The sequence below is a fragment of the Legionella rubrilucens genome, from assembly GCF_001468125.1.
GTDB classification, from domain to species: Bacteria; Pseudomonadota; Gammaproteobacteria; order Legionellales; family Legionellaceae; genus Legionella_C; species Legionella_C rubrilucens.
Window position 1 is genome coordinate 87,305 of the sequence record NZ_LNYT01000007.1, and the last position, 17,579, is coordinate 104,883.

Genomic DNA, 17,579 nt, shown 5'->3' on the forward strand with positions numbered 1-17,579 from the left:
TTATGGAATTTTAATATAACAGAGTTTGAAAACAGAGAGCAAAATGCTAATTAATAAAAGCTCGCCTCAAATCTAAAAAACAAAAGCTATGTAGGAGGTCTCATCAATCTGCACACCCATGTCACTGGGTTATATGATGATACACCAAACCATCCCTTTATAGAGTTCAATGAAATAGGTAGGCTCTGAATAGGCCAATCTTAATGGGCTACTGGCATAATAGGGCTCTTAGACATCTCATAAGAGCCCAGGTGATTTGAGTCAATTACCCTAGGATAGGCCTCTCTTATAGAGGAGTTATTGGTTTTTCATCATGGGACATCCCATCATTTGCCTATCCATCATCATCTGCATCATTTGCGTCATCATTTGCATCATTTTCATACGTTGATCCATCATCTCGGGTTGTTTTGCTGTATCATCGTGCATACTTTGCATCATCTTCATGCCTTTTTGCATGGTGTGCATGCCTTCTTCCATCATGGGCATTTGTGTTTGCATCAACGATTTCTTTTCTTCCGTTGTTTTTGCATTCATAAGCTTATCATGCATCTGTTGCATTTGTTTTAGTGCTTCTTGCATTTGTTTCATTTCGTCTTGCAGTTGGGTTGACTGCTGATTAGAGCTTTGCATTCCCATATTATTCATTTGAGAACCAGAAGACATGTCTTCTGCAAAGAGTGGCATGGCAACCAAACTGCAAGCGGCCAATAAAATGAATACATTCCGTTTTAACATAATGAAATCTCCTTATTATTTTTTCAATGAATTGTTTGGGCTGAGCATCCTACTATAGCACTACATGAACAGGGTATAAAAAGCAAAAAAACATACTTGCTCATGTTAATGCCAACCTATTCCTCCCACGTTGTGTCCTTCATAAGTATGAGAAACACGGTGTGAATTATTCGTCGTTGTTGATGGGGCACAAGAGACCAATAAAAGTATCGCGCTCATTATCCCAATAACTGCTTTAATAAGTCTCTGCTTTGGCATATCAATGCTCCTTGCAATGGAATAAAGTGGTAGCTGAATCAATATAAAAACAAACCCCTCATTTTATAAATCATTTATATAATATAGCACCGTTTAGAAATACTGAGTGTTAACCATTACCACACTGTAGTTTTGCGTTGTTTCATTACTATCAAGTAATAATCCAATTGGGCTACAAAAAAGCAATTTAGCCAAAATGGATAAAGTAAGTTAACAAGCCCACTTTATTGGCCAAAATCAATGAGATAACATTTCTTGAAAAACACAGAAGTGCTGTTCGGCCAAAAGATAGTAAGGGGTGACTATTTAGCCTGTCTATTTCTGAAGAGAGACTCTTTAATCGGAACTGATGGGTTCATTCTTGTGCTATGCTGTATTATATCTTGTTGATTATAGGGCATAATGCCAGGGATGTCGTGGCCATGAAGAGATCAGAAAAACAATGTTGTCCTAAGGAAAGGATACTCACTCAGGACCAAGAATTGCAAGAAGGGGTGGATTTCTCTTGTTGTGCACCGGCTGATATGAGTACTTCCGATAGCTTCTTTCCGTTTTTCACTCGATTAGTGCAAGCCAACCTGGCTAAATGGACGGCAGGAATAAGTCCTGCTGCCATCGGCTCTTCTTATTCCACCTGGCTTTGGCAATTGGCCCAATCCCCTGGGGTTTTGTGGGAACTTGCTTTTTATCCGGTTTTTCATGCCAAGGATTGCATTAATAATATCGTTTGTGTTGAACGTGCTGCGGATGGTAAAGACGTACGTTTTAAAAAAGACAGTTGGCAGCCCATGCCTTGGCGTTTATTCGCTGAAGGATTTTTGCAGATGGAGGATTGGTGGCGACGCGCCACAACGGACGTACCAGGATTGCCCAACCAGGTGGAACGTACTGTTTCATTCTGGGCACGCCAATCCCTTGATGCCCTATCCCCTTCCAATTTTGTTTGGTCTAATCCTGATTTATTCCATGAAGCCAGGCGCACTGGGGGACTTAATCTCATCCAAGGCAGCCAAATCGCATTCGAAGATTGGCTAGAAAAGCTAACCGGTGCACCACCTACAGGTTCTGAACATTTTATCCCAGGGAAACAAGTGGCTATTACCCCAGGGCGGGTGGTCTTTCAAAATCATTTAATTGAGCTCATTCAGTATGAGGCCCAAACGAAAACAGTCTATAAAGAGCCGATACTCATCTTACCAGCCTGGATTATGAAATATTATATTCTCGATTTATCACCACATAACTCCTTGGTGAAGTGGTTCGTAAGTCAGGGGCACACCGTATTTATCATTTCTTGGCGCAATCCTGACAAAGAGGACCAGGATTTGGGGATGGATGATTATTATCGGCAAGGAGCTATGGCTGCATTTGATGCGGTGTCGACCCTTTTGCCAGAAACTAAAATCAATTTGATGGGGTATTGTTTAGGGGGCACCTTGGCCATGATTACCGCATCCGCGATGGTAAGAGACAAGGACGAACGTTTAAACAGCTTGACACTCTTAGCAGCTCAAGGGGATTTTACTGAGGCTGGGGAATTAATGCTCTTTGTGACAGAAAGTCAAGTGGATTTTCTTAAAAGTATGATGAGGGAGCAAGGGTATCTGGATACCAAGCAAATGGCCGGTTCTTTTCAGATGTTACGTGCTTATGACTTAATTTGGTCCAAAATGGTTCAAGATTACATGCATGGAATGCGGCGTGGGATGATTGATTTAACCGCTTGGAATGCGGATGCCACACGGATGCCTTACAAAATGCACAGTGAATACCTTGAAAAACTCTTCTTAAGGAATGATTTTGCCGAAGGGCGTTATACCGTGGAAGGAAAGCCGGTGGCCGCTGAGAACATCGAATTGCCTGTTTTTGCTGTGAGCACTGAAAAAGACCATGTAGCCCCTTGGCAATCCGTCTATAAAATCCATCTTATGACAGAAGGGGATGTGACCTTTGTTCTCACTGGCGGTGGGCATAATGCGGGCATCATCAGTGAGCCTGGCCACTCAGGACGTTCTTATCGTGTTCATGAGCATAAACAAGGCGAGGCTTACTTAAATCCTGAGAGCTGGCTTGCGATGGCAGAGAAGCGGGAGGGCTCCTGGTGGCAGGAATGGCATGAGTGGTTGGTCCAGAAAAACACTAAAAAACGCATTGCATCACCTGTCCTGAATCCGTTACTGCCAAAGGCACCAGGAACTTATGTGCTGCAGAAATAGAACGCTCTTCTTAAACAAGGAAACAGATAAAGCCGCATCCATTTACTTAGCAAATCCTCTAGGTGGATGGCGGCTATCAATATCAAGGCTTAAAATAAAAGTGCTCAATGGACTTTTGCGTGAATTACATGTATTGTCCACCATTAATATCAAAATTGGCGCCGGTAATAAAACCACTTTGCTCTTCTGCAAGGAAAGCAACAACACGAGCAATTTCCTGGGGTTTGCCTAATCGTCCCACAGGAATTTGAGCAACAATCGCTTCTAAAATGTCATCCTTCAGAGAAGCGAGCATCTCGGTATTAATATAGCCAGGGGAGACGGTATTCACTGTAATGCCTTTCTTTGCGACTTCTTGTGCCAGACTTTTAGTAAAACCGTATAATGCAGATTTTGTGGCGGCGTAATTACACTGGCCGAATTGACCTTTGCGTCCATTGACAGAAGAAATGGTGATGATACGTCCATAACTATTGTCCAACATGTTGGATAACACGGTTTTCGTCATATTAAAGACACTATTTAAATTGGCATGGATGACATTCTGCCATTGTTCTTGAGTCATCTTTTTCAAAGTGGCATCGTTTGTAACACCGGCATTATTCACTAGAATATCGATTTTGCCGTATTTTTCGATGACCAATTCGGTCACTTTCTCACAATCATTGAAGGAAGAAATATCGGCGTAGACAATGTCGATATCAAAGCCTTGCATGGCCTGTTTTTTCTGCCATTCTTTCGCCAAATCATGATTGCCCTGTTTAAAATAACAGGCAATGACTTGATAATCTAACTTTTGCATTTCCTGGCATATGGCAGTACCAATACCACCAGTGCCCCCTGTGACTAAAGCAACTCGTTGATTCACTTCTTTCCTCCTTGATGGTTTCATACAGTAAAAAAATAAGTGTTATTGTCATCAGAACGGTTTTGCCTAGATCTAATAGTGGTCATTTATTAGATAACTTCTACTTCCTCGGCCTGAGGTCCTTTCTGTCCTTTTCCCATTTTAAAAAGAACAGTTGCCCCATCAGGAAGTGTTTTAAAGCCGTCACTTTGAATTGAACTAAAGTGGACAAAGTAGTCTTTGCCACTGCTTTCAATAAAACCAAAACCCTTGTCTTTATTAAACCATTTGACTTTACCACGAATTTTATTAGTCATTTTTGTTTATTTCCTTATAATCAAGTGGGTTACATAGTGTCATGCCACGCTGTTCTTTTTGTCAATATTTGTTAACCAGAGAGATCTTAGTGATTTAATGGATTGAATCAGTGGACTCTCCAGTGTTTCCCTTTGTTTTTTTCAATGAAATCACTTTATCACATTGAATCTCAATGGTATTTGTTTTAGCAGCAGATACTCCCCAACATCGTATTCTTTTTCCCTCTTTCTCGATGAATAGCACGTGAATAACCAAATTTTTCCCATAAGTGTTGTCGATGGTGATGTCTTGAGTCTCATTCGTTTTTGTCAGGAGTCTTCCCAGTGAATTGCCACCACGGTGGAACTCTATTAATACTTCAGTATTGGATAAGGAAACATTGTTTATTTTGGAATTCTTATGGTATTGGAGGTGATAGGATTGCATGCCAGCATAGGCATTGAGTGTTGTGCAGGAAAAAATTGCCGCAAAAATAATTTTAAGAAGGACTATTTTTTTTATTTTAAATGGCATGTTATCGTTCATGGGATTCCTATCCTTATTCTTGCTCATGTACTTTTACTATTTTGTCATAAAATTTTTACATGCCCAATCTTTAATAGCATAATTCATTATTATTCATTTTTGGGACTCACGACAAAGCTGAGCACCTGCACGTTCTTAAAGAGCTGTTATAATAGCCCCAATATGCTTCTTAAGTCCCAAATGTTACCAGGAATAATTGTCCCAAACGTTCGGCGGATTCTTCCTCAAGATAAAGGTTTCCTTGATGTACCTTGATTACCGTTTCAATTGGTAAATCAAGGATATGTGCTAAATGCTCAATATTAGCTTTACTAGATCGCAATAAAACGTCAATCCATAGTTTTTGTTGACATTTATTTTGAATAAAATCAAATCGAAGGCCGTGGTTAAATTCTATAATACATCCCATGTTACAACTCCGTGTAAATATTATGACAACATGGTGGAGTATAAAATGTTCGGCAAAATATCCTATCCCCAAATTTGGGTATTTTAAGATAATAGCCCTAAACGAAATGCTTTTGATACCGCTTCGGTAATATTAACGCAGCTCATTTTAGTTCGGATAGATTTGGCATGGGTATTCACTGTTTCGCTTGATAGATGAAGGTATTCGGATATTTTTTTAATCGTCATTCCTTTGGAAATTAAGCTTAAGCATTGTAACTCTCTTGGAGTGAGCTGTGCCAGTGGTTTTTTGACTGCTTTGCGCGTGATGACATTTTTTCTGAACTCACTATCGTTGAATATAGCTAACCATTTTTGGTTGGGTATGGCTGTTACTATTTCTGGTAGCATTGCATCAAAAAAAAGGCATATAAACTGTTCAAAATTATCGCGTACTTGATAGTAGAGTTTTTTCGGATCCTCTACTTTTTCAGAGTGGTAGGCCTCGATAATAAAATCACATTCTTCACATTGCCTCACCATAGCAAAAGTGGTACTTAGACTATAACGTGATTCCAGTATTTGAATAATAGGAATTTGCATCGCATCATATTTTATATCTCGCTGAATAAAAAATTCTTTCCCATTATAAAGAATGCGATCATGATCAACGTCTCCACGATACAAACCTTCGGTTCGATAAGGGATCGCCCATAGGTAAAGATTAGAAATATAATATCGTTGACCACCATGAAAAAACATTGAAATAGAAAAATTAGGAATTTCTTTTGGGCAGTGAAGCTTTTCAATTAGGTAATCAATTTTTGCACGGAATCGAATGGAGTCTGACAGTTCATTGTAGTCATTTAAGTTAACACAAATAGTTCCATCTTCATTGACGCTATGCATTGATACATCCCTAACATCGATACTACTTACAACCAATCAGTCAATATTTGGTTAATTTTGTCTGGTTGTTCTAACATGGCCATATGACCACATTCCTCAATATAAATTAATTCCGAACGCTTGATGTTTTTTGCCATATGCTCCGATCGTTCAATAGGCATAACGTTATCTTGCTTGCTCGCAATCAATAGTGTTGGGCATTCAATTGATGATAATAATGATGAATGATCTGGCTTATTGAGAATCGCATTCAATTGATTTTTATAATTTTCAACTCCCACTTCCTTAGCCATTTCTTGGGCCAAGGGTAATAGAACGTTGTGCTTTTCTTTATCATAAATTGAGTTTTTAAAGATAAGCTTGATTAAGAAATCAAACTTCCCTTTGTTCATTAAATCAAGAGAACGCTCGCGTTCTAATTGTCCCTTTTCTGACACTAATTTTGCAGCGGAATTAATTAGGATGAGTTTTTCAATTTTATTGGGAATATGACGATATAACTCGAGGGCAACATAGCCCCCCATCGAAAAACCAATTAAAGTAAATTTTTTAGGGGCGATTGAGGTAAAGCGATGAGCCATTTCCACAATAGAATCGCTATTGAGCACATCAACATAATGAAGTCGCCTGCTTCTCTGAAAAAATATCTCTTGCTGATACCAAAGCTTAGGGGTTGCCAATGCTCCGGGAATGAGTACTATATCCTTCATAGTTATGATCACATTATTTACAACCGTTATTAAGATATCCTATGGTGGCAATAATTCAAGCAAAATCTGAGTATTTGAGTCAAATTTATACAATAATTCTGGAGCTGGCAAAATATGAGAACATTCTGGATAAAATTAAAATAACTGAATCACAACTTGGTAAGCTTCTTTTCTGTAATGAGCCTAACCATTTCATTGGTGTAGCTTTGGTGGAAGAAAAAATTTGTGGTTTGGTGATGTTCAATTACACTCAAAATAACATTTGTGTCAATGTAACGCAGGGGATTTATATTGAGAATCTATATGTTTCTCCTCCATATCGGCGTCAAGGAATTGGGGGTGCTTTATTCAAGTATGTTGCATGTAAAGCAGCCGCGCATAACTGTTCAAGAATAGAGTGGTGGGTATCTCGAAATAATCGAGAAGCCAGGCATTTTTATAAAAAAATTGGTGGGGTCGCTTTATTAGACTGGCAAATTTTTAAATGTGACCAAATGGGTATTAATAACTTGATTAGCATAGGAGTTGCTGATGAACATATCCTCTTCGAGTAAAGCATTATTTGCTGGAGTTTCTGGCACCACATTACAATGGTATGATTTTGCGCTGTTTGGGTATTTCGCGCCAATTATTGCAGCGACTTATTTTCCTAACGACAATCAATTTGCTTCGCTTTTAAGTGCTTTTGGTGTATTCGCTGTTGGTTATTTATTAGCGCCAATAGGTTCACTTTTTTTTGGCTATATTGGTGATCAGTTCGGCAGGAAGCGTGCTTTAACTCTTAGTATTTTAGCAATGGCGATCCCTACAGCTATGATCAGTATTGTTCCTTCTTACCAATATATTGGAATTACAGCGCCTCTTCTTATTACATTGTTGAGGATAATTCAAGGTTTTGTCGCAAGTAGCGAATTTACTGGATCCGCTATTTTTCTTGTTGAGCATGCTAAGACTGAGAAAAAAGCATTGTATGGTTGTTTAACCAGTTCGGCTTACAGCACTGGTTTGATACTAGCAGGCTTAGCTGCTTCATTCTTTACGGCCTCATTTATGCCAGACTGGGGATGGCGAATTGGTTTTGGATTGGCTTTGATTGCTGGCATTTTGATTTTTTATTTACGAACCCATGTTGCTGAAACACCTGAATATGAAAATATTGTTCAACATGATAAACGACACCTGCCATTTCTAGCTGCGCTAAAAGAGACACCTTTGGCAGTAGTTGGTATTATAGGGATAGCATGGTTAGTCAGTATCATGACTTTTGGAACCTATGTATATACAGCCACATACCTACATAGCTATTTTCATATTTCACTTGGTTTAGCTACATTAATTATCACCATAGCTTTAGCAGTTGATGCCACACTTGAACCATTTATTGCTTTGTTAGCAGACAGAGTAGGGTTGTTAAAAGTAATTCGATTGGGTATGGTTGCTATGTTACTTTTAAGTATTCCCATTTTTTTCCTACTTGCCACTGGGAATGTTGTTTTGGTTGCAATGGGATTGGTTTTCATGTCTATTTTGATTGCCATTACTTATGCGCCACTCAACGCATACATGGTTACTCTATTTCCTCATCAATATCGTTATAGTGGGTTTGGAGTCGCTTTCAATATAGGCATTTCAGTGTTTGGTGGTACAACTCCTATAGTGATGATGTGGCTAGTGAATACAACAAGTAATTTTATTTCACCTGCTTGGTATTACATGTTTGGAGCAATCATAGGGTTAGCCTCCATAATGGTTTGTGAACGAGGTCGAAGAAGATTGATATGTTTGGAATCTACTTTAGCCTATTAAAAATGAGGTACTTAAGATGTTGTTATTTAGTTCTGCTTTAGCAAAACACAAGCTTACTTTTATACGATTAAGTGATTGCATGGAATATCTTCCCCTTGCAGCCAAATGGGCTGAAGATGAATGGGGATATATACGTAATAAAGGCGTTGAATATCGGGAAGGCGTGATGCATGCATTGAGCCACGATGTGTATATTGGAACTTACGCAGGGCAGCCTGTTGCGATGTTTGCTTTACTAGAGCATGAGCTTCCTAGTTCACGTGAGCTTATGTACGTTTATGTTGATAAAGAATACCGTGGCTTAGGATTTGGTAAGCAAATTATTGAAGAAGCAAAACGGTTAACAGCTATGGCAGGCTCGGATTTGATTTTGCTAGATACACTAAAACCTAGTTTAAATCGCTTATATGAAAAGCATGGTGCAAAAGTGGTTTGTGAGGGTAAATTGTACTCTCATCCCACAGATGTATTGAGCATGACAATATAAATCAATTATAACCATATTATTTAATAATCTAATGTAATCTATTATCAGATATCAAACCCTCCTTTCCTAGATAGAAGGGTTTGTCTCAAAAAATCTAACAAATGAACCTATCATCATCCTGTCAACTTTTTATAATCTTCATTGGGATTATTCAATTCTACTATAGCTATTGATCTTTTAAACACAATTTGATGTAATAAATAAAACAAATCGTGTTATATGATTTGTTGGTAATTTCTTTTTGTGTTTTTGGTGAGTGAAATGAGTATTTCAAACGTATTGCCTAGACTCATTCGACTGCGAGATGCTCCATCCTATCTAGGTATGGATCGTCATCGTTTTAATGAGGCAGTGAGACCTAATTTAATTGAAATCCCTATTGGTACTCAAGGGGTAGCATTCGATCGACTTGATTTAGACGCCTGGGTAGACGATTATAAGCAATGTAGTGGTCGTCCCGCAGCAATCAACAGGAGTATGGATAGATGGGACGAAAACGAACGCCAGGGCTTCAAAAGCGTGGGGAGTTCTGGGTCATTGACAAGAAGGTCTTCGGACGCCGACTTTGCGAAAGCACTGGTACTAGCGACCTCGAAGAGGCCGAAAAATATCTTGCAAGGCGTCTTGAAGAAATAAGGCAGGCGACTGTTTATGGTGTCAGGCCTAAAAGAAGTTTTATGGAAGCAGCAACAAAATTTCTGATGGAGAATCAGCACAAACGTAGTCTTCATGATGATGCAGGAAGATTACGTGAGTTAGTGAAATACATTGGAGATATGCCGCTCGAATCGATTCATATGGGAGCTCTTCAGCCTTTTGTAGAAGGTAGGAGGAAAGATGGTGTGAGTACTCGAACTATAAACCATGGTTTACAAGTGGTAAGGCGAATACTCAATCTTGCTGCCAGTGAATGGATGGATGAATATGGCTTAACGTGGATCATTAATGCTCCAAAAATTAAATTGTTACCGGAGCATGATCTGCGTAAACCTTATCCATTGAATTGGGATGAGCAACACCGGCTTTTTAATGAGCTACCTTCTCATCTGGAAAAAATGGCATTATTTGCTGTGAATACTGGGTGTAGAGATCAGGAAATATGTGAGTTGCGTTGGGATTGGGAAATAAAGATTCCAGAGTTATCCCATATTATGGTGTTCATCATCCCTGCTGAGTTGGTAAAAAATGGTGAAGAGCGATTAGTTGTTTGTAATGATACAGCTCGTTCAGTTGTAGAAGAAGAGAGAGGCAAGCATCCTACTCATGTGTTTAGTTTTAGAGGGAAGCCTTTAGCTCGGATTTTATCAACCGGATGGCGTCAAGCAAGAATTAAAGCCAATCTTCAACAGGTGCGTGTTCACGATCTCAAGCATACTTTTGGTCGGAGATTACGTGCAGCTGGTGTAAGTTTTGAAGACAGGCAGGATTTGCTTGGTCATCGCTCAGGGCGGATTACGACGCATTATTCATCAGCAGAATTACAAAATCTGTATGGTGCTGCGAATAAAGTGTGTGAGAAACAAAAAAGCGGGGTAGTGCTGACTTTGTTGCGTAATCCAAATTTGAGAATGCCTGCAAATAAACAGGCTTCAAAGGTAGTTGCTTTATAGGGTTTTAAATGTAGGTCACGCAAAAGTCACGCAAGGACTTTTGAGGTGACTAAGGTATCAAGTGTAACTTATTGATTTTACTGGCTTAAATTGGTGGGCCCACTAGGACTTGAACCTAGGACCAACGGATTATGAGTCCGCTGCTCTAACCAACTGAGCTATGGGCCCGCGGGGGAGTGGAAATTGTAAACGCTTCGTTGAAAATACGCTAGAACAATTTCACTTTAACGCGGTTGCCCCCGCGCGTTTGGGGGGGGGGCGGGAGGGTTAAGCGTCGTCGCCCTCTAAGAAGCTTCGGAGTTTTTCCGAGCGGGAAGGGTGGCGGAGCTTGCGTAGGGCTTTTGCTTCGATCTGGCGGATGCGCTCGCGGGTGACGTCGAATTGTTTGCCGACTTCTTCCAGCGTGTGGTCCGTGTTCATCTCAATGCCGAAACGCATGCGCAAAACCTTGGCTTCACGCGGGGTCAAGGTTTCCAAAATTTCCAGTGTGGCTTCGCGTAACCCGTCGGCGGTGGCTTTTTCGAGCGGGGAGACAATGTTGTTGTCTTCGATGAAATCGCCTAAATGCGAATCTTCATCGTCGCCCACCGGCGTTTCCATGGAGATGGGTTCTTTGGCAATTTTGAGAACCTTTCTCACCTTGTCTTCGCTCAAGTCCATTTTGACCGCCAATTCCTCCGGCGTGGCTTCGCGGCCGGTTTCCTGCAAAATCTGACGGGAAATGCGGTTTAATTTGTTGATGGTCTCAATCATGTGCACCGGAATACGGATGGTGCGCGCCTGGTCGGCAATCGAGCGGGTAATGGCCTGACGAATCCACCAGGTGGCATACGTCGAGAACTTGTAACCGCGGCGGTATTCAAACTTATCCACGGCTTTCATCAAACCGATGTTCCCTTCCTGAATTAAATCCAGGAATTGCAAACCGCGGTTGGTGTACTTCTTGGCAATGGAAATCACCAGACGCAGGTTGGCTTCGACCATTTCCTTCTTGGCGCGGCGGGCTTTGGCTTCGCCGATGGACATCTTTTTATTAATGTCTTTGATTTCACTGATACTAAGACCGTATTCTTCTTCAAACGAGGCCAGTTTTGCTTGCAGACGCTTAATTTCTTCCGCATTTTCATCGATACGGCTCATATCGAGTTTTTTGCCCTGCTTGCTGATTAAATCATCCAGCCAGTTCATGTCCGTTTCCTGACCCGGGAAGGTATCAATAAACAGTTTGCGGGGAATGCGTGCTTTCTCGATGCAAAGGCGCATGATCGTGCGTTCAAATTCACGGATGTGATTGCGCAATTGACGGAAATGGCGTGTTAACTTATCCACCTGACGCGAAGTCAATTTCAGCTTCAGGAAGGAATCGGACATGGCTTCCAGACGCTCAAGGGTTTTGGCATTGGTGCGGCCCTTGGAACGCAGGCTGTCCATGGCGGCGTCATAGCAGACGCGTAAATCATCAAAATAGATCTTCGCCTGTTCCGGATTGGGGCCGTCATCGGCTTCGCCAAGACCGCTTTCGCCGTCTTCGCTCTCTTCGTCAAGATCCACATCCACGGCTTCTTCAAGCAGGGCATCCTGTTGCGATTCATCGAGCATCGAGCCAATGCTTGAGGCCGGCGCTTCTTCTTCCAGATCGGCGAAACCGCTGATGATTTCGCTCAAGCGCATTTCTTCAACCTGGACACGATCATAATCTTCAAGAACCAGTTGCACGGTTTCTGGGTAATGAGCTAAGGATTTAAGAACCTGATAAATGCCTTCTTCAATGCGCTTGGCAATGCGGATTTCACCTTCACGGGTCAACAGTTCGACCGTTCCCATTTCGCGCATGTACATGCGGACAGGGTCGGTTGTGCGTCCCGTTTCCTGATCGACCGAGGCAAGAACGGCAGCGGCTTCTTCCACGTCTTCCGGTGCTTCTTCGGTATTACCAAGCAGCGCAAGCTCGTCCTCACTGGGAGGCAGTTCAAAGACCTTGATATTCATCCCTTCCAGCATGCTGATGATGACATCAAAGTGTTCGGTATCGACAATGTTGGGTAACAAGTCGTTAATCTGGGCATAGGTCAGGTAATTCTGCTCCTTACCCAAGCTGATCACTCTGGTAATTTGCGAGCGCTGTTGTTCTTGATCGTTCATAGGTCTACTTATATGCTTGATTTAAGATCTGCAAAAAAGGTTTAAGATTATAAACCCGCCATCATAATTAGGCTAGTCAATCATGTGTTATTTTTTATCACGCACTGGCTGATGGCGTTCTTTTAACATGGTTTGCAACACTAGCTTTTCAGAAACAGTTAAGCCCTCTTTTCGTGATTTTGCAATGTATTGGGCAATTTTATTTTCGAAATTTTGCTTATGTAAAAATTGTAGTATATCAATAAATTCGCGTGAGAGGGCTTCCTGCGGTACCTGATGATCCCATCCCGCCAGCCGGTTTAACGAATCAAAAAAATCAGTCCCCCGCCAGAGCTCAATCAATGAAGCGGTATTCATCGACGGCGATGCGGCCACCTGGTTCAGCAACTGCTGCAGAATGCCCTGTCCTTCCCCATCCAGTACCATCGACGGCATGTGGGCTTTGGCCTGTTGGTAAATCTCGGGATTTTGCACCAGCAGGGCAATGGCCAAGCGAATAGGGGAGCGGGTGATGGTTTTTTGACTCAGCGGCGCCTGCTCCTTCTTGTCTTCAAGCATGTGCATCAGGCGATGATTTTCAATGTGGGTCAAACGAGCCAGCTCATCAATGAGGATTTGCTTGTAAGGCCCATCCGTCATGGTCTGCAGGTACGGTTTCACTTTCTGAATCAACTGGCTTTTGCCTGCACTGCGCCGTAAATCAATGCCTTTGATTAAGGTATCAAAGAAAAACTGGCTTAAGGGCAAAGCCTGCTTAAGCCGGGCTTTAAATTGGTCGCTGCCTTCCTCGCGCACCAGACTATCCGGATCATGCCCCTCCGGAAGAAAGATAAAGCTGGCATCAAGCCCTGAATTGAGTTGCGACAGCGTATTTTCCAGGGCCCGCCAGGCGGCCTGGCGGCCGGCTTCATCGCCGTCAAAGCAGAAAATAAGCTGGCGGGCATGCTTGCTCAACAATTGGATATGGTAGGTGCTGGTGGCAGTACCCAGAGCAGCGACGGCATTGTCAATGCCATGCTGGGCCAGAACAATCACATCCATGTACCCTTCGACGATGAGAATGGTGTCAGGGGGCGGATTGTTTTGCAGAACCTGATGCAAACCATACAATTCACGGTTTTTTTGAAAAATAATGGTTTCAGGCGAATTCAAGTATTTTGGCTTCTGTTCCGCCTCAATGGCCCTCCCGCCGAAGCCGATGATGCGGCCGTTGCGATCATGGATGGGGAACATGATGCGCTGGCGGTAACGATCATAGGTACTGCCGTCGTCTTTTTTGATTAACATCCCGGTTGTGATGAGATCGCTGCGCTGGGCCTTGAATTGCTGTTCAAGAGCATGCCAGCCGGCCTGAGCAAACCCAAGCTGGTATTTTTTGGCAATTTCACCCGTCAGCCCCCGTTGCCGCAGGTAACTGATCGCTTCCGGGGTGTTTTTCAGGTGATGCTGATAATGCTGGCTGACTTTGGCTAACAGTTGGTAAAGACTCAGCGATTGCTTTGTTTTTTCGCCGTGATTGTCACGTGGAACCTGCATGCCCACCCGTGCCGCCAGGGTTTCAACTGCTTCAATGAAGTTCTGGTTTAAGTAATTCATGACGAAACTGATGGAATTGCCGCTGGCCCCGCAGCCAAAGCAATGATAAAACTGCTTCTTGGCGACGACATTGAAGGAGGGGGTTTTTTCGTTATGAAACGGGCAACAGGCAAGGTAGCTATTGCCTCGTTTTTTCAGAGGCACATAGCCATCAATAAGCTCGACCAGATCCGTGCGGCTTAGCAGTTCATCAATGAATGGCTGTGGTATTAAGCCAGTCATGTCAAAGGGTTAGCTTAATTTGGTCTTGATTAAGGCGCTGACTTTACTCATGTCGGCACGGCCCTGCAATTGGGGCTTCAAATGGGCCATTACCTTGCCCATGTCACTCATCTTTTCAGCATTCACTTCGACAATGGCCTGTGAAATCAGCTGATTGACTTCGTCTTCCGAGAGGGGTTCCGGTAAATACTGACTGATGAGATCCAGTTCGAACTGCTCCTGGGCGACCAAATCATGACGTCCGGCGGTGTTGAACTGGGCGATGGATTCTTTGCGCTGCTTGGCCATTTTATCAAGAATAACCAGCATGCGTTCATCATCGACAGTAATGCGTTCGTCAACTTCCACTTGCTTGACAGCAGCAGTAATCAGGCGAAGCGCATCCAGTTTCATTTTATCCCTGGCACGCATCGCGTCTTTTAAATCATTACTTATGCGGTCTTTAATGCTCATCATTACTTACGTCTGTGTTTGAGACTACGACGAGAACTGGTATCACGCGAAATTTTTTTCAGGTGACGTTTGACAGCAGCTGCTTGTTTGCGTTTACGCTCAGCCGTGGGCTTTTCGTAAAATTCACGACGACGTAATTCGGTTAAAATTCCTGCTTTTTCACAGGAGCGCTTGAAACGACGCAGTGCGTATTCAGGATTTTCGCCTTCTTTCACACGAACGGTAGGCATTAATTAGTCCTCTGGTATAATTAAAAACAATAGGTTGGCAATTCTAGTGCCAGTTGTGGTGTTCGTCAAGTTTATTGAACTTATTTTGTCAAAGTTTGGGTATAATAGTTGTTTTTTGGCAGGCAGCAAGGCTTTTGGCTATACTGCACGCTTTATTGGTTGATTGGTCGAGGTGTCAATGCTAGTTCTGGGAATAGAATCATCCTGTGATGAAACAGGCGTCGCCCTGTACGATGGCGAGCGCGGACTGATTGCCCAGGCCCTGCACTCCCAGATTGCGCTTCACCAGCAATACGGCGGGGTCGTGCCGGAACTGGCTTCCCGCGATCATGTGAATCATTTAATTCCATTGACGGAGAGCGTGTTGCGTCAGGCACAGGTCGATGCGGCTGCCATTGATGTCGTGGCTTACACCGCCGGACCCGGTTTAATCGGGGCTCTGTTAACCGGCGCCTGTTTTGCTAAAAGTTTAGCCTTCAGTTTAAATCGCCCGGCCTTGGCCATCCATCATCTCGAAGCCCATCTTTTAGCGGCCATGCTCGACAGCCCCGACTTGCAGTTTCCTTTTTTAGCGCTGCTGGTTTCAGGCGGCCATACCCAATTGATTGAGGCGCGGGCATTGGGAGACTATTGCCTTCTGGGCGATACGCTGGATGATGCCGTCGGCGAAGCCTTCGACAAAACCGCCAAGCTCATGGGCCTGCCTTATCCGGGCGGGGCGCAATTGGCCGCTTTGGCCGATCAGGCCTCTGCCGCCGAACAAACGCTTTTCGCACCTTTTCCGCGGCCCATGACGGACAGGCCCGGGCTCGATTTCAGTTTCAGCGGCCTTAAAACCCATGCCCTCACCTGCTGGCAGAACAGTGCCAAAGACGATTCCGCCCGACGCGGGATTACCTATGCCTTTCAAAACGCGGTGATTGACACACTGGTCATCAAATGCCGACGGGCGGTCGAAAAAACCGCAGCCAGCCGTCTGGTGGTGGCAGGTGGTGTCGGAGCAAACCGGGCGCTGCGCGCTGCCCTTCAGGTTTTAATGCAGGCTGTTGAGGGGACGGTGTATTTTCCGAGGCCTGAATACTGTACCGACAACGGGGCGATGGTGGCTTTTGCCGGTTTTCTGCATGCCGGGAACAATCAGCAAGACAGCAGCCAGGCGATTGAAGTCAAAGCACGCTGGCCGCTGACAAGCGAGTCAATTTAGGATTTTTTGGTGTCCCTGGCTGGGCTCTTGCGTCGCGGGTTAGCACTTTTGGTTTCCGTTGTTGCCGCTTTGGCCGGCTTTTTCGCCTTGCTGACGCGGGTCGTTTTTTTAGGACTGGCGGCGCGTTTCTCTGCCGCTTCCTGACTGACGTTTGACGCGGGCTTCTCCTGCTCATCGATGAGTTCAACCGCGGTGACTTCCCCTTCAATGTCTTCCTCAGTAATCACGCGGCCCTGGGGCGGCGATAAAATCTCTTCGGTGACGGTGGGATGCTCCTTGTCCTTGAAACGTATTTTGGGTTCTTCCCCGTCAATGAGGCGGGTGATGTTATCGCGATGCTGGTAAAGAACAAAAATAGTAATAAAGAAAAGTGGCGGGATGATTTCAATGTTGCCCATGGTCATGGCGGCATACAAGGGGGCTAAGATGATGGCAACGATGGATGCCAGCGAGGAGTAGCGGGTGTAATGGGCGATGGCAAGCCAGGTTACAATCACCAATGCCCCAAGGATGAGGTTTAAGCTCAGCAGAGCGCCCAAGGCAGTCGCTACGCCCTTGCCGCCGCGAAACTGGAAAAACACAGGGTACATGTGGCCCATGACAGCTGCAAAGGCAGCAAATCCCATGGTCACGGGGCCTGCATCGAGCAGACGGGCGAGTAACACGGGGAGTACGCCTTTTAACATGTCGCCAATTAACACGATGATGGCGTATTTTTTACCTGATAATCGCAACACATTGGTGGCGCCCGGGTTTTTGGAGCCTTCCACGCGGGGATCAGGCAGCGAAAACAGGCGGCTCACAATCACTGCCGAGCAGAGCGAGCCGCACAAATAGGCAACAATAACGACAAACAGGAATAAAAAGAAACTGAGCATGTAACCTCCTGGCTGAGGAAAGACTCATTATCAGCGAAAGCCA

At 43.7% G+C, this 17,579-nt stretch carries 18 protein-coding genes and 1 tRNA gene; 6 read left to right on the top strand and 13 right to left on the bottom strand.

The window, feature by feature from the left end; translation table 11 throughout:
* Nucleotides 1-297: 297 nt before the first annotated feature.
* Entirely contained in the window at nt 298-738 is a 441-nt protein-coding gene (locus tag Lrub_RS04050; protein WP_027265825.1) for a type IV secretion protein Dot, read from the bottom strand.
* 680 nt (nt 739-1,418) lie between these two features.
* On the opposite strand from Lrub_RS04050, the gene Lrub_RS04055 reads away from it, so the two are divergent.
* Complete coding sequence (locus Lrub_RS04055; RefSeq protein ID WP_058531538.1) at nt 1,419-3,212, top strand: PHA/PHB synthase family protein; 1,794 nt, start codon at nt 1,419-1,421, stop codon at nt 3,210-3,212.
* Between the two features lie 124 nt (nt 3,213-3,336).
* Here Lrub_RS04055 and phbB read toward each other — a convergent pair whose 3' ends face one another.
* The 6 genes from phbB to Lrub_RS04085 all read right to left on the bottom strand — a co-directional run bounded on the left by phbB (nt 3,337) and on the right by Lrub_RS04085 (nt 6,908).
* Nucleotides 3,337-4,080: an acetoacetyl-CoA reductase gene (gene phbB / locus Lrub_RS04060; RefSeq protein WP_058530922.1), complete on the bottom strand. Its 744-nt coding sequence runs from the start codon at nt 4,078-4,080 to the stop codon at nt 3,337-3,339.
* Nucleotides 4,081-4,169: 89 nt separating this feature from the next.
* Nucleotides 4,170-4,376: a cold-shock protein gene (locus Lrub_RS04065; protein WP_058530923.1), complete on the bottom strand. Its 207-nt coding sequence runs from the start codon at nt 4,374-4,376 to the stop codon at nt 4,170-4,172.
* A gap of 94 nt (nt 4,377-4,470) precedes the next feature.
* The gene (locus Lrub_RS04070) at nt 4,471-4,902 is read right to left on the bottom strand and encodes a hypothetical protein (protein WP_058530924.1); all 432 of its coding nucleotides are present in this window, start codon (nt 4,900-4,902) and stop codon (nt 4,471-4,473) included.
* 169 nt (nt 4,903-5,071) lie between these two features.
* Nucleotides 5,072-5,311 (bottom strand): hypothetical protein, encoded by a 240-nt coding sequence (locus Lrub_RS04075; RefSeq protein ID WP_058530925.1) that lies wholly within the window; start codon nt 5,309-5,311, stop codon nt 5,072-5,074.
* 83 nt (nt 5,312-5,394) lie between these two features.
* Nucleotides 5,395-6,198, bottom strand: a complete 804-nt coding sequence (locus Lrub_RS04080; RefSeq protein ID WP_058530926.1) for a helix-turn-helix transcriptional regulator — start codon at nt 6,196-6,198, stop codon at nt 5,395-5,397.
* Nucleotides 6,199-6,224: 26 nt separating this feature from the next.
* Complete coding sequence (locus Lrub_RS04085; protein ID WP_058530927.1) at nt 6,225-6,908, bottom strand: alpha/beta fold hydrolase; 684 nt, start codon at nt 6,906-6,908, stop codon at nt 6,225-6,227.
* Between the two features lie 41 nt (nt 6,909-6,949).
* Here Lrub_RS04085 and Lrub_RS04090 point away from each other — a divergent pair, with 41 nt between their 5' ends.
* The 4 genes from Lrub_RS04090 to Lrub_RS04105 all read left to right on the top strand — a co-directional run bounded on the left by Lrub_RS04090 (nt 6,950) and on the right by Lrub_RS04105 (nt 10,811).
* Complete coding sequence (locus Lrub_RS04090) at nt 6,950-7,462, top strand: GNAT family N-acetyltransferase (protein ID WP_058530928.1); 513 nt, start codon at nt 6,950-6,952, stop codon at nt 7,460-7,462.
* Nucleotides 7,440-8,714 (top strand): MFS transporter, encoded by a 1,275-nt coding sequence (locus Lrub_RS04095; protein ID WP_058530929.1) that lies wholly within the window; start codon nt 7,440-7,442, stop codon nt 8,712-8,714. Before Lrub_RS04090 ends, Lrub_RS04095 begins: the two co-directional genes overlap by 23 nt.
* A gap of 16 nt (nt 8,715-8,730) precedes the next feature.
* On the top strand, nt 8,731-9,201 hold the full coding sequence (locus Lrub_RS04100) for a GNAT family N-acetyltransferase (protein WP_058530930.1): 471 nt from the start codon (nt 8,731-8,733) through the stop codon (nt 9,199-9,201).
* A 485-nt stretch (nt 9,202-9,686) separates the two neighbouring features.
* Entirely contained in the window at nt 9,687-10,811 is a 1,125-nt protein-coding gene (locus Lrub_RS04105) for a tyrosine-type recombinase/integrase (protein WP_181387881.1), read from the top strand.
* Nucleotides 10,812-10,902: 91 nt separating this feature from the next.
* On the opposite strand, the gene Lrub_RS04110 is transcribed toward Lrub_RS04105, so the two are convergent.
* The 5 genes from Lrub_RS04110 to rpsU all read right to left on the bottom strand — a co-directional run bounded on the left by Lrub_RS04110 (nt 10,903) and on the right by rpsU (nt 15,454).
* Nucleotides 10,903-10,979: transfer RNA gene (locus tag Lrub_RS04110), tRNA-Ile, on the bottom strand.
* Between the two features lie 99 nt (nt 10,980-11,078).
* Nucleotides 11,079-12,953, bottom strand: coding sequence for an RNA polymerase sigma factor RpoD (gene rpoD / locus Lrub_RS04115; protein ID WP_058530931.1), 1,875 nt, complete (start codon nt 12,951-12,953; stop codon nt 11,079-11,081).
* A gap of 87 nt (nt 12,954-13,040) precedes the next feature.
* Nucleotides 13,041-14,771, bottom strand: a complete 1,731-nt coding sequence (dnaG, locus tag Lrub_RS04120) for a DNA primase (RefSeq protein WP_058530932.1) — start codon at nt 14,769-14,771, stop codon at nt 13,041-13,043.
* 9 nt (nt 14,772-14,780) lie between these two features.
* A complete protein-coding gene (locus tag Lrub_RS04125) occupies nt 14,781-15,224 on the bottom strand; it encodes a GatB/YqeY domain-containing protein (RefSeq protein ID WP_058531540.1) in 444 nt (147 codons plus the stop codon).
* A 2-nt stretch (nt 15,225-15,226) separates the two neighbouring features.
* Nucleotides 15,227-15,454 carry a 30S ribosomal protein S21 gene (gene rpsU, locus Lrub_RS04130; protein WP_058496738.1) on the bottom strand — a complete coding sequence of 76 codons (228 nt, stop codon included), beginning with the start codon at nt 15,452-15,454 and terminating at the stop codon, nt 15,227-15,229.
* Between the two features lie 178 nt (nt 15,455-15,632).
* On the opposite strand from rpsU, the gene tsaD reads away from it, so the two are divergent.
* Nucleotides 15,633-16,658 (top strand): tRNA (adenosine(37)-N6)-threonylcarbamoyltransferase complex transferase subunit TsaD, encoded by a 1,026-nt coding sequence (gene tsaD / locus Lrub_RS04135; protein WP_058530933.1) that lies wholly within the window; start codon nt 15,633-15,635, stop codon nt 16,656-16,658.
* On the opposite strand, the gene plsY is transcribed toward tsaD, so the two are convergent.
* Entirely contained in the window at nt 16,655-17,536 is an 882-nt protein-coding gene (gene plsY / locus Lrub_RS04140) for a glycerol-3-phosphate 1-O-acyltransferase PlsY (RefSeq protein ID WP_058530934.1), read from the bottom strand. The two genes, tsaD and plsY, sit on opposite strands and share 4 nt — an antisense overlap.
* Between the last annotated feature and the right edge of the window lie 43 nt (nt 17,537-17,579).

What these genes read in the sequence shown, in the direction of transcription:
- plsY (WP_058530934.1), bottom strand. Translation starts at nt 17,536, where the DNA reads ATGCTCAGTTTCTTTTTATTCCTGTTTGTCGTTATTGTTGCCTATTTG.
- Lrub_RS04050 (WP_027265825.1), bottom strand. Translation starts at nt 738, where the DNA reads ATGTTAAAACGGAATGTATTCATTTTATTGGCCGCTTGCAGTTTGGTT.
- Lrub_RS04085 (WP_058530927.1), bottom strand. Translation starts at nt 6,908, where the DNA reads ATGAAGGATATAGTACTCATTCCCGGAGCATTGGCAACCCCTAAGCTT.
- Lrub_RS04125 (WP_058531540.1), bottom strand. Translation starts at nt 15,224, where the DNA reads ATGAGCATTAAAGACCGCATAAGTAATGATTTAAAAGACGCGATGCGT.
- Lrub_RS04070 (WP_058530924.1), bottom strand. Translation starts at nt 4,902, where the DNA reads ATGAACGATAACATGCCATTTAAAATAAAAAAAATAGTCCTTCTTAAA.
- Lrub_RS04105 (WP_181387881.1), top strand. Translation starts at nt 9,687, where the DNA reads ATGGGACGAAAACGAACGCCAGGGCTTCAAAAGCGTGGGGAGTTCTGG.
- dnaG (WP_058530932.1), bottom strand. Translation starts at nt 14,771, where the DNA reads ATGACTGGCTTAATACCACAGCCATTCATTGATGAACTGCTAAGCCGC.
- Lrub_RS04095 (WP_058530929.1), top strand. Translation starts at nt 7,440, where the DNA reads ATGAACATATCCTCTTCGAGTAAAGCATTATTTGCTGGAGTTTCTGGC.
- tsaD (WP_058530933.1), top strand. Translation starts at nt 15,633, where the DNA reads ATGCTAGTTCTGGGAATAGAATCATCCTGTGATGAAACAGGCGTCGCC.
- Lrub_RS04065 (WP_058530923.1), bottom strand. Translation starts at nt 4,376, where the DNA reads ATGACTAATAAAATTCGTGGTAAAGTCAAATGGTTTAATAAAGACAAG.
- Lrub_RS04055 (WP_058531538.1), top strand. Translation starts at nt 1,419, where the DNA reads ATGAAGAGATCAGAAAAACAATGTTGTCCTAAGGAAAGGATACTCACT.
- rpoD (WP_058530931.1), bottom strand. Translation starts at nt 12,953, where the DNA reads ATGAACGATCAAGAACAACAGCGCTCGCAAATTACCAGAGTGATCAGC.
- rpsU (WP_058496738.1), bottom strand. Translation starts at nt 15,454, where the DNA reads ATGCCTACCGTTCGTGTGAAAGAAGGCGAAAATCCTGAATACGCACTG.
- Lrub_RS04090 (WP_058530928.1), top strand. Translation starts at nt 6,950, where the DNA reads ATGGTGGCAATAATTCAAGCAAAATCTGAGTATTTGAGTCAAATTTAT.
- Lrub_RS04075 (WP_058530925.1), bottom strand. Translation starts at nt 5,311, where the DNA reads ATGGGATGTATTATAGAATTTAACCACGGCCTTCGATTTGATTTTATT.
- Lrub_RS04080 (WP_058530926.1), bottom strand. Translation starts at nt 6,198, where the DNA reads ATGCATAGCGTCAATGAAGATGGAACTATTTGTGTTAACTTAAATGAC.
- Lrub_RS04100 (WP_058530930.1), top strand. Translation starts at nt 8,731, where the DNA reads ATGTTGTTATTTAGTTCTGCTTTAGCAAAACACAAGCTTACTTTTATA.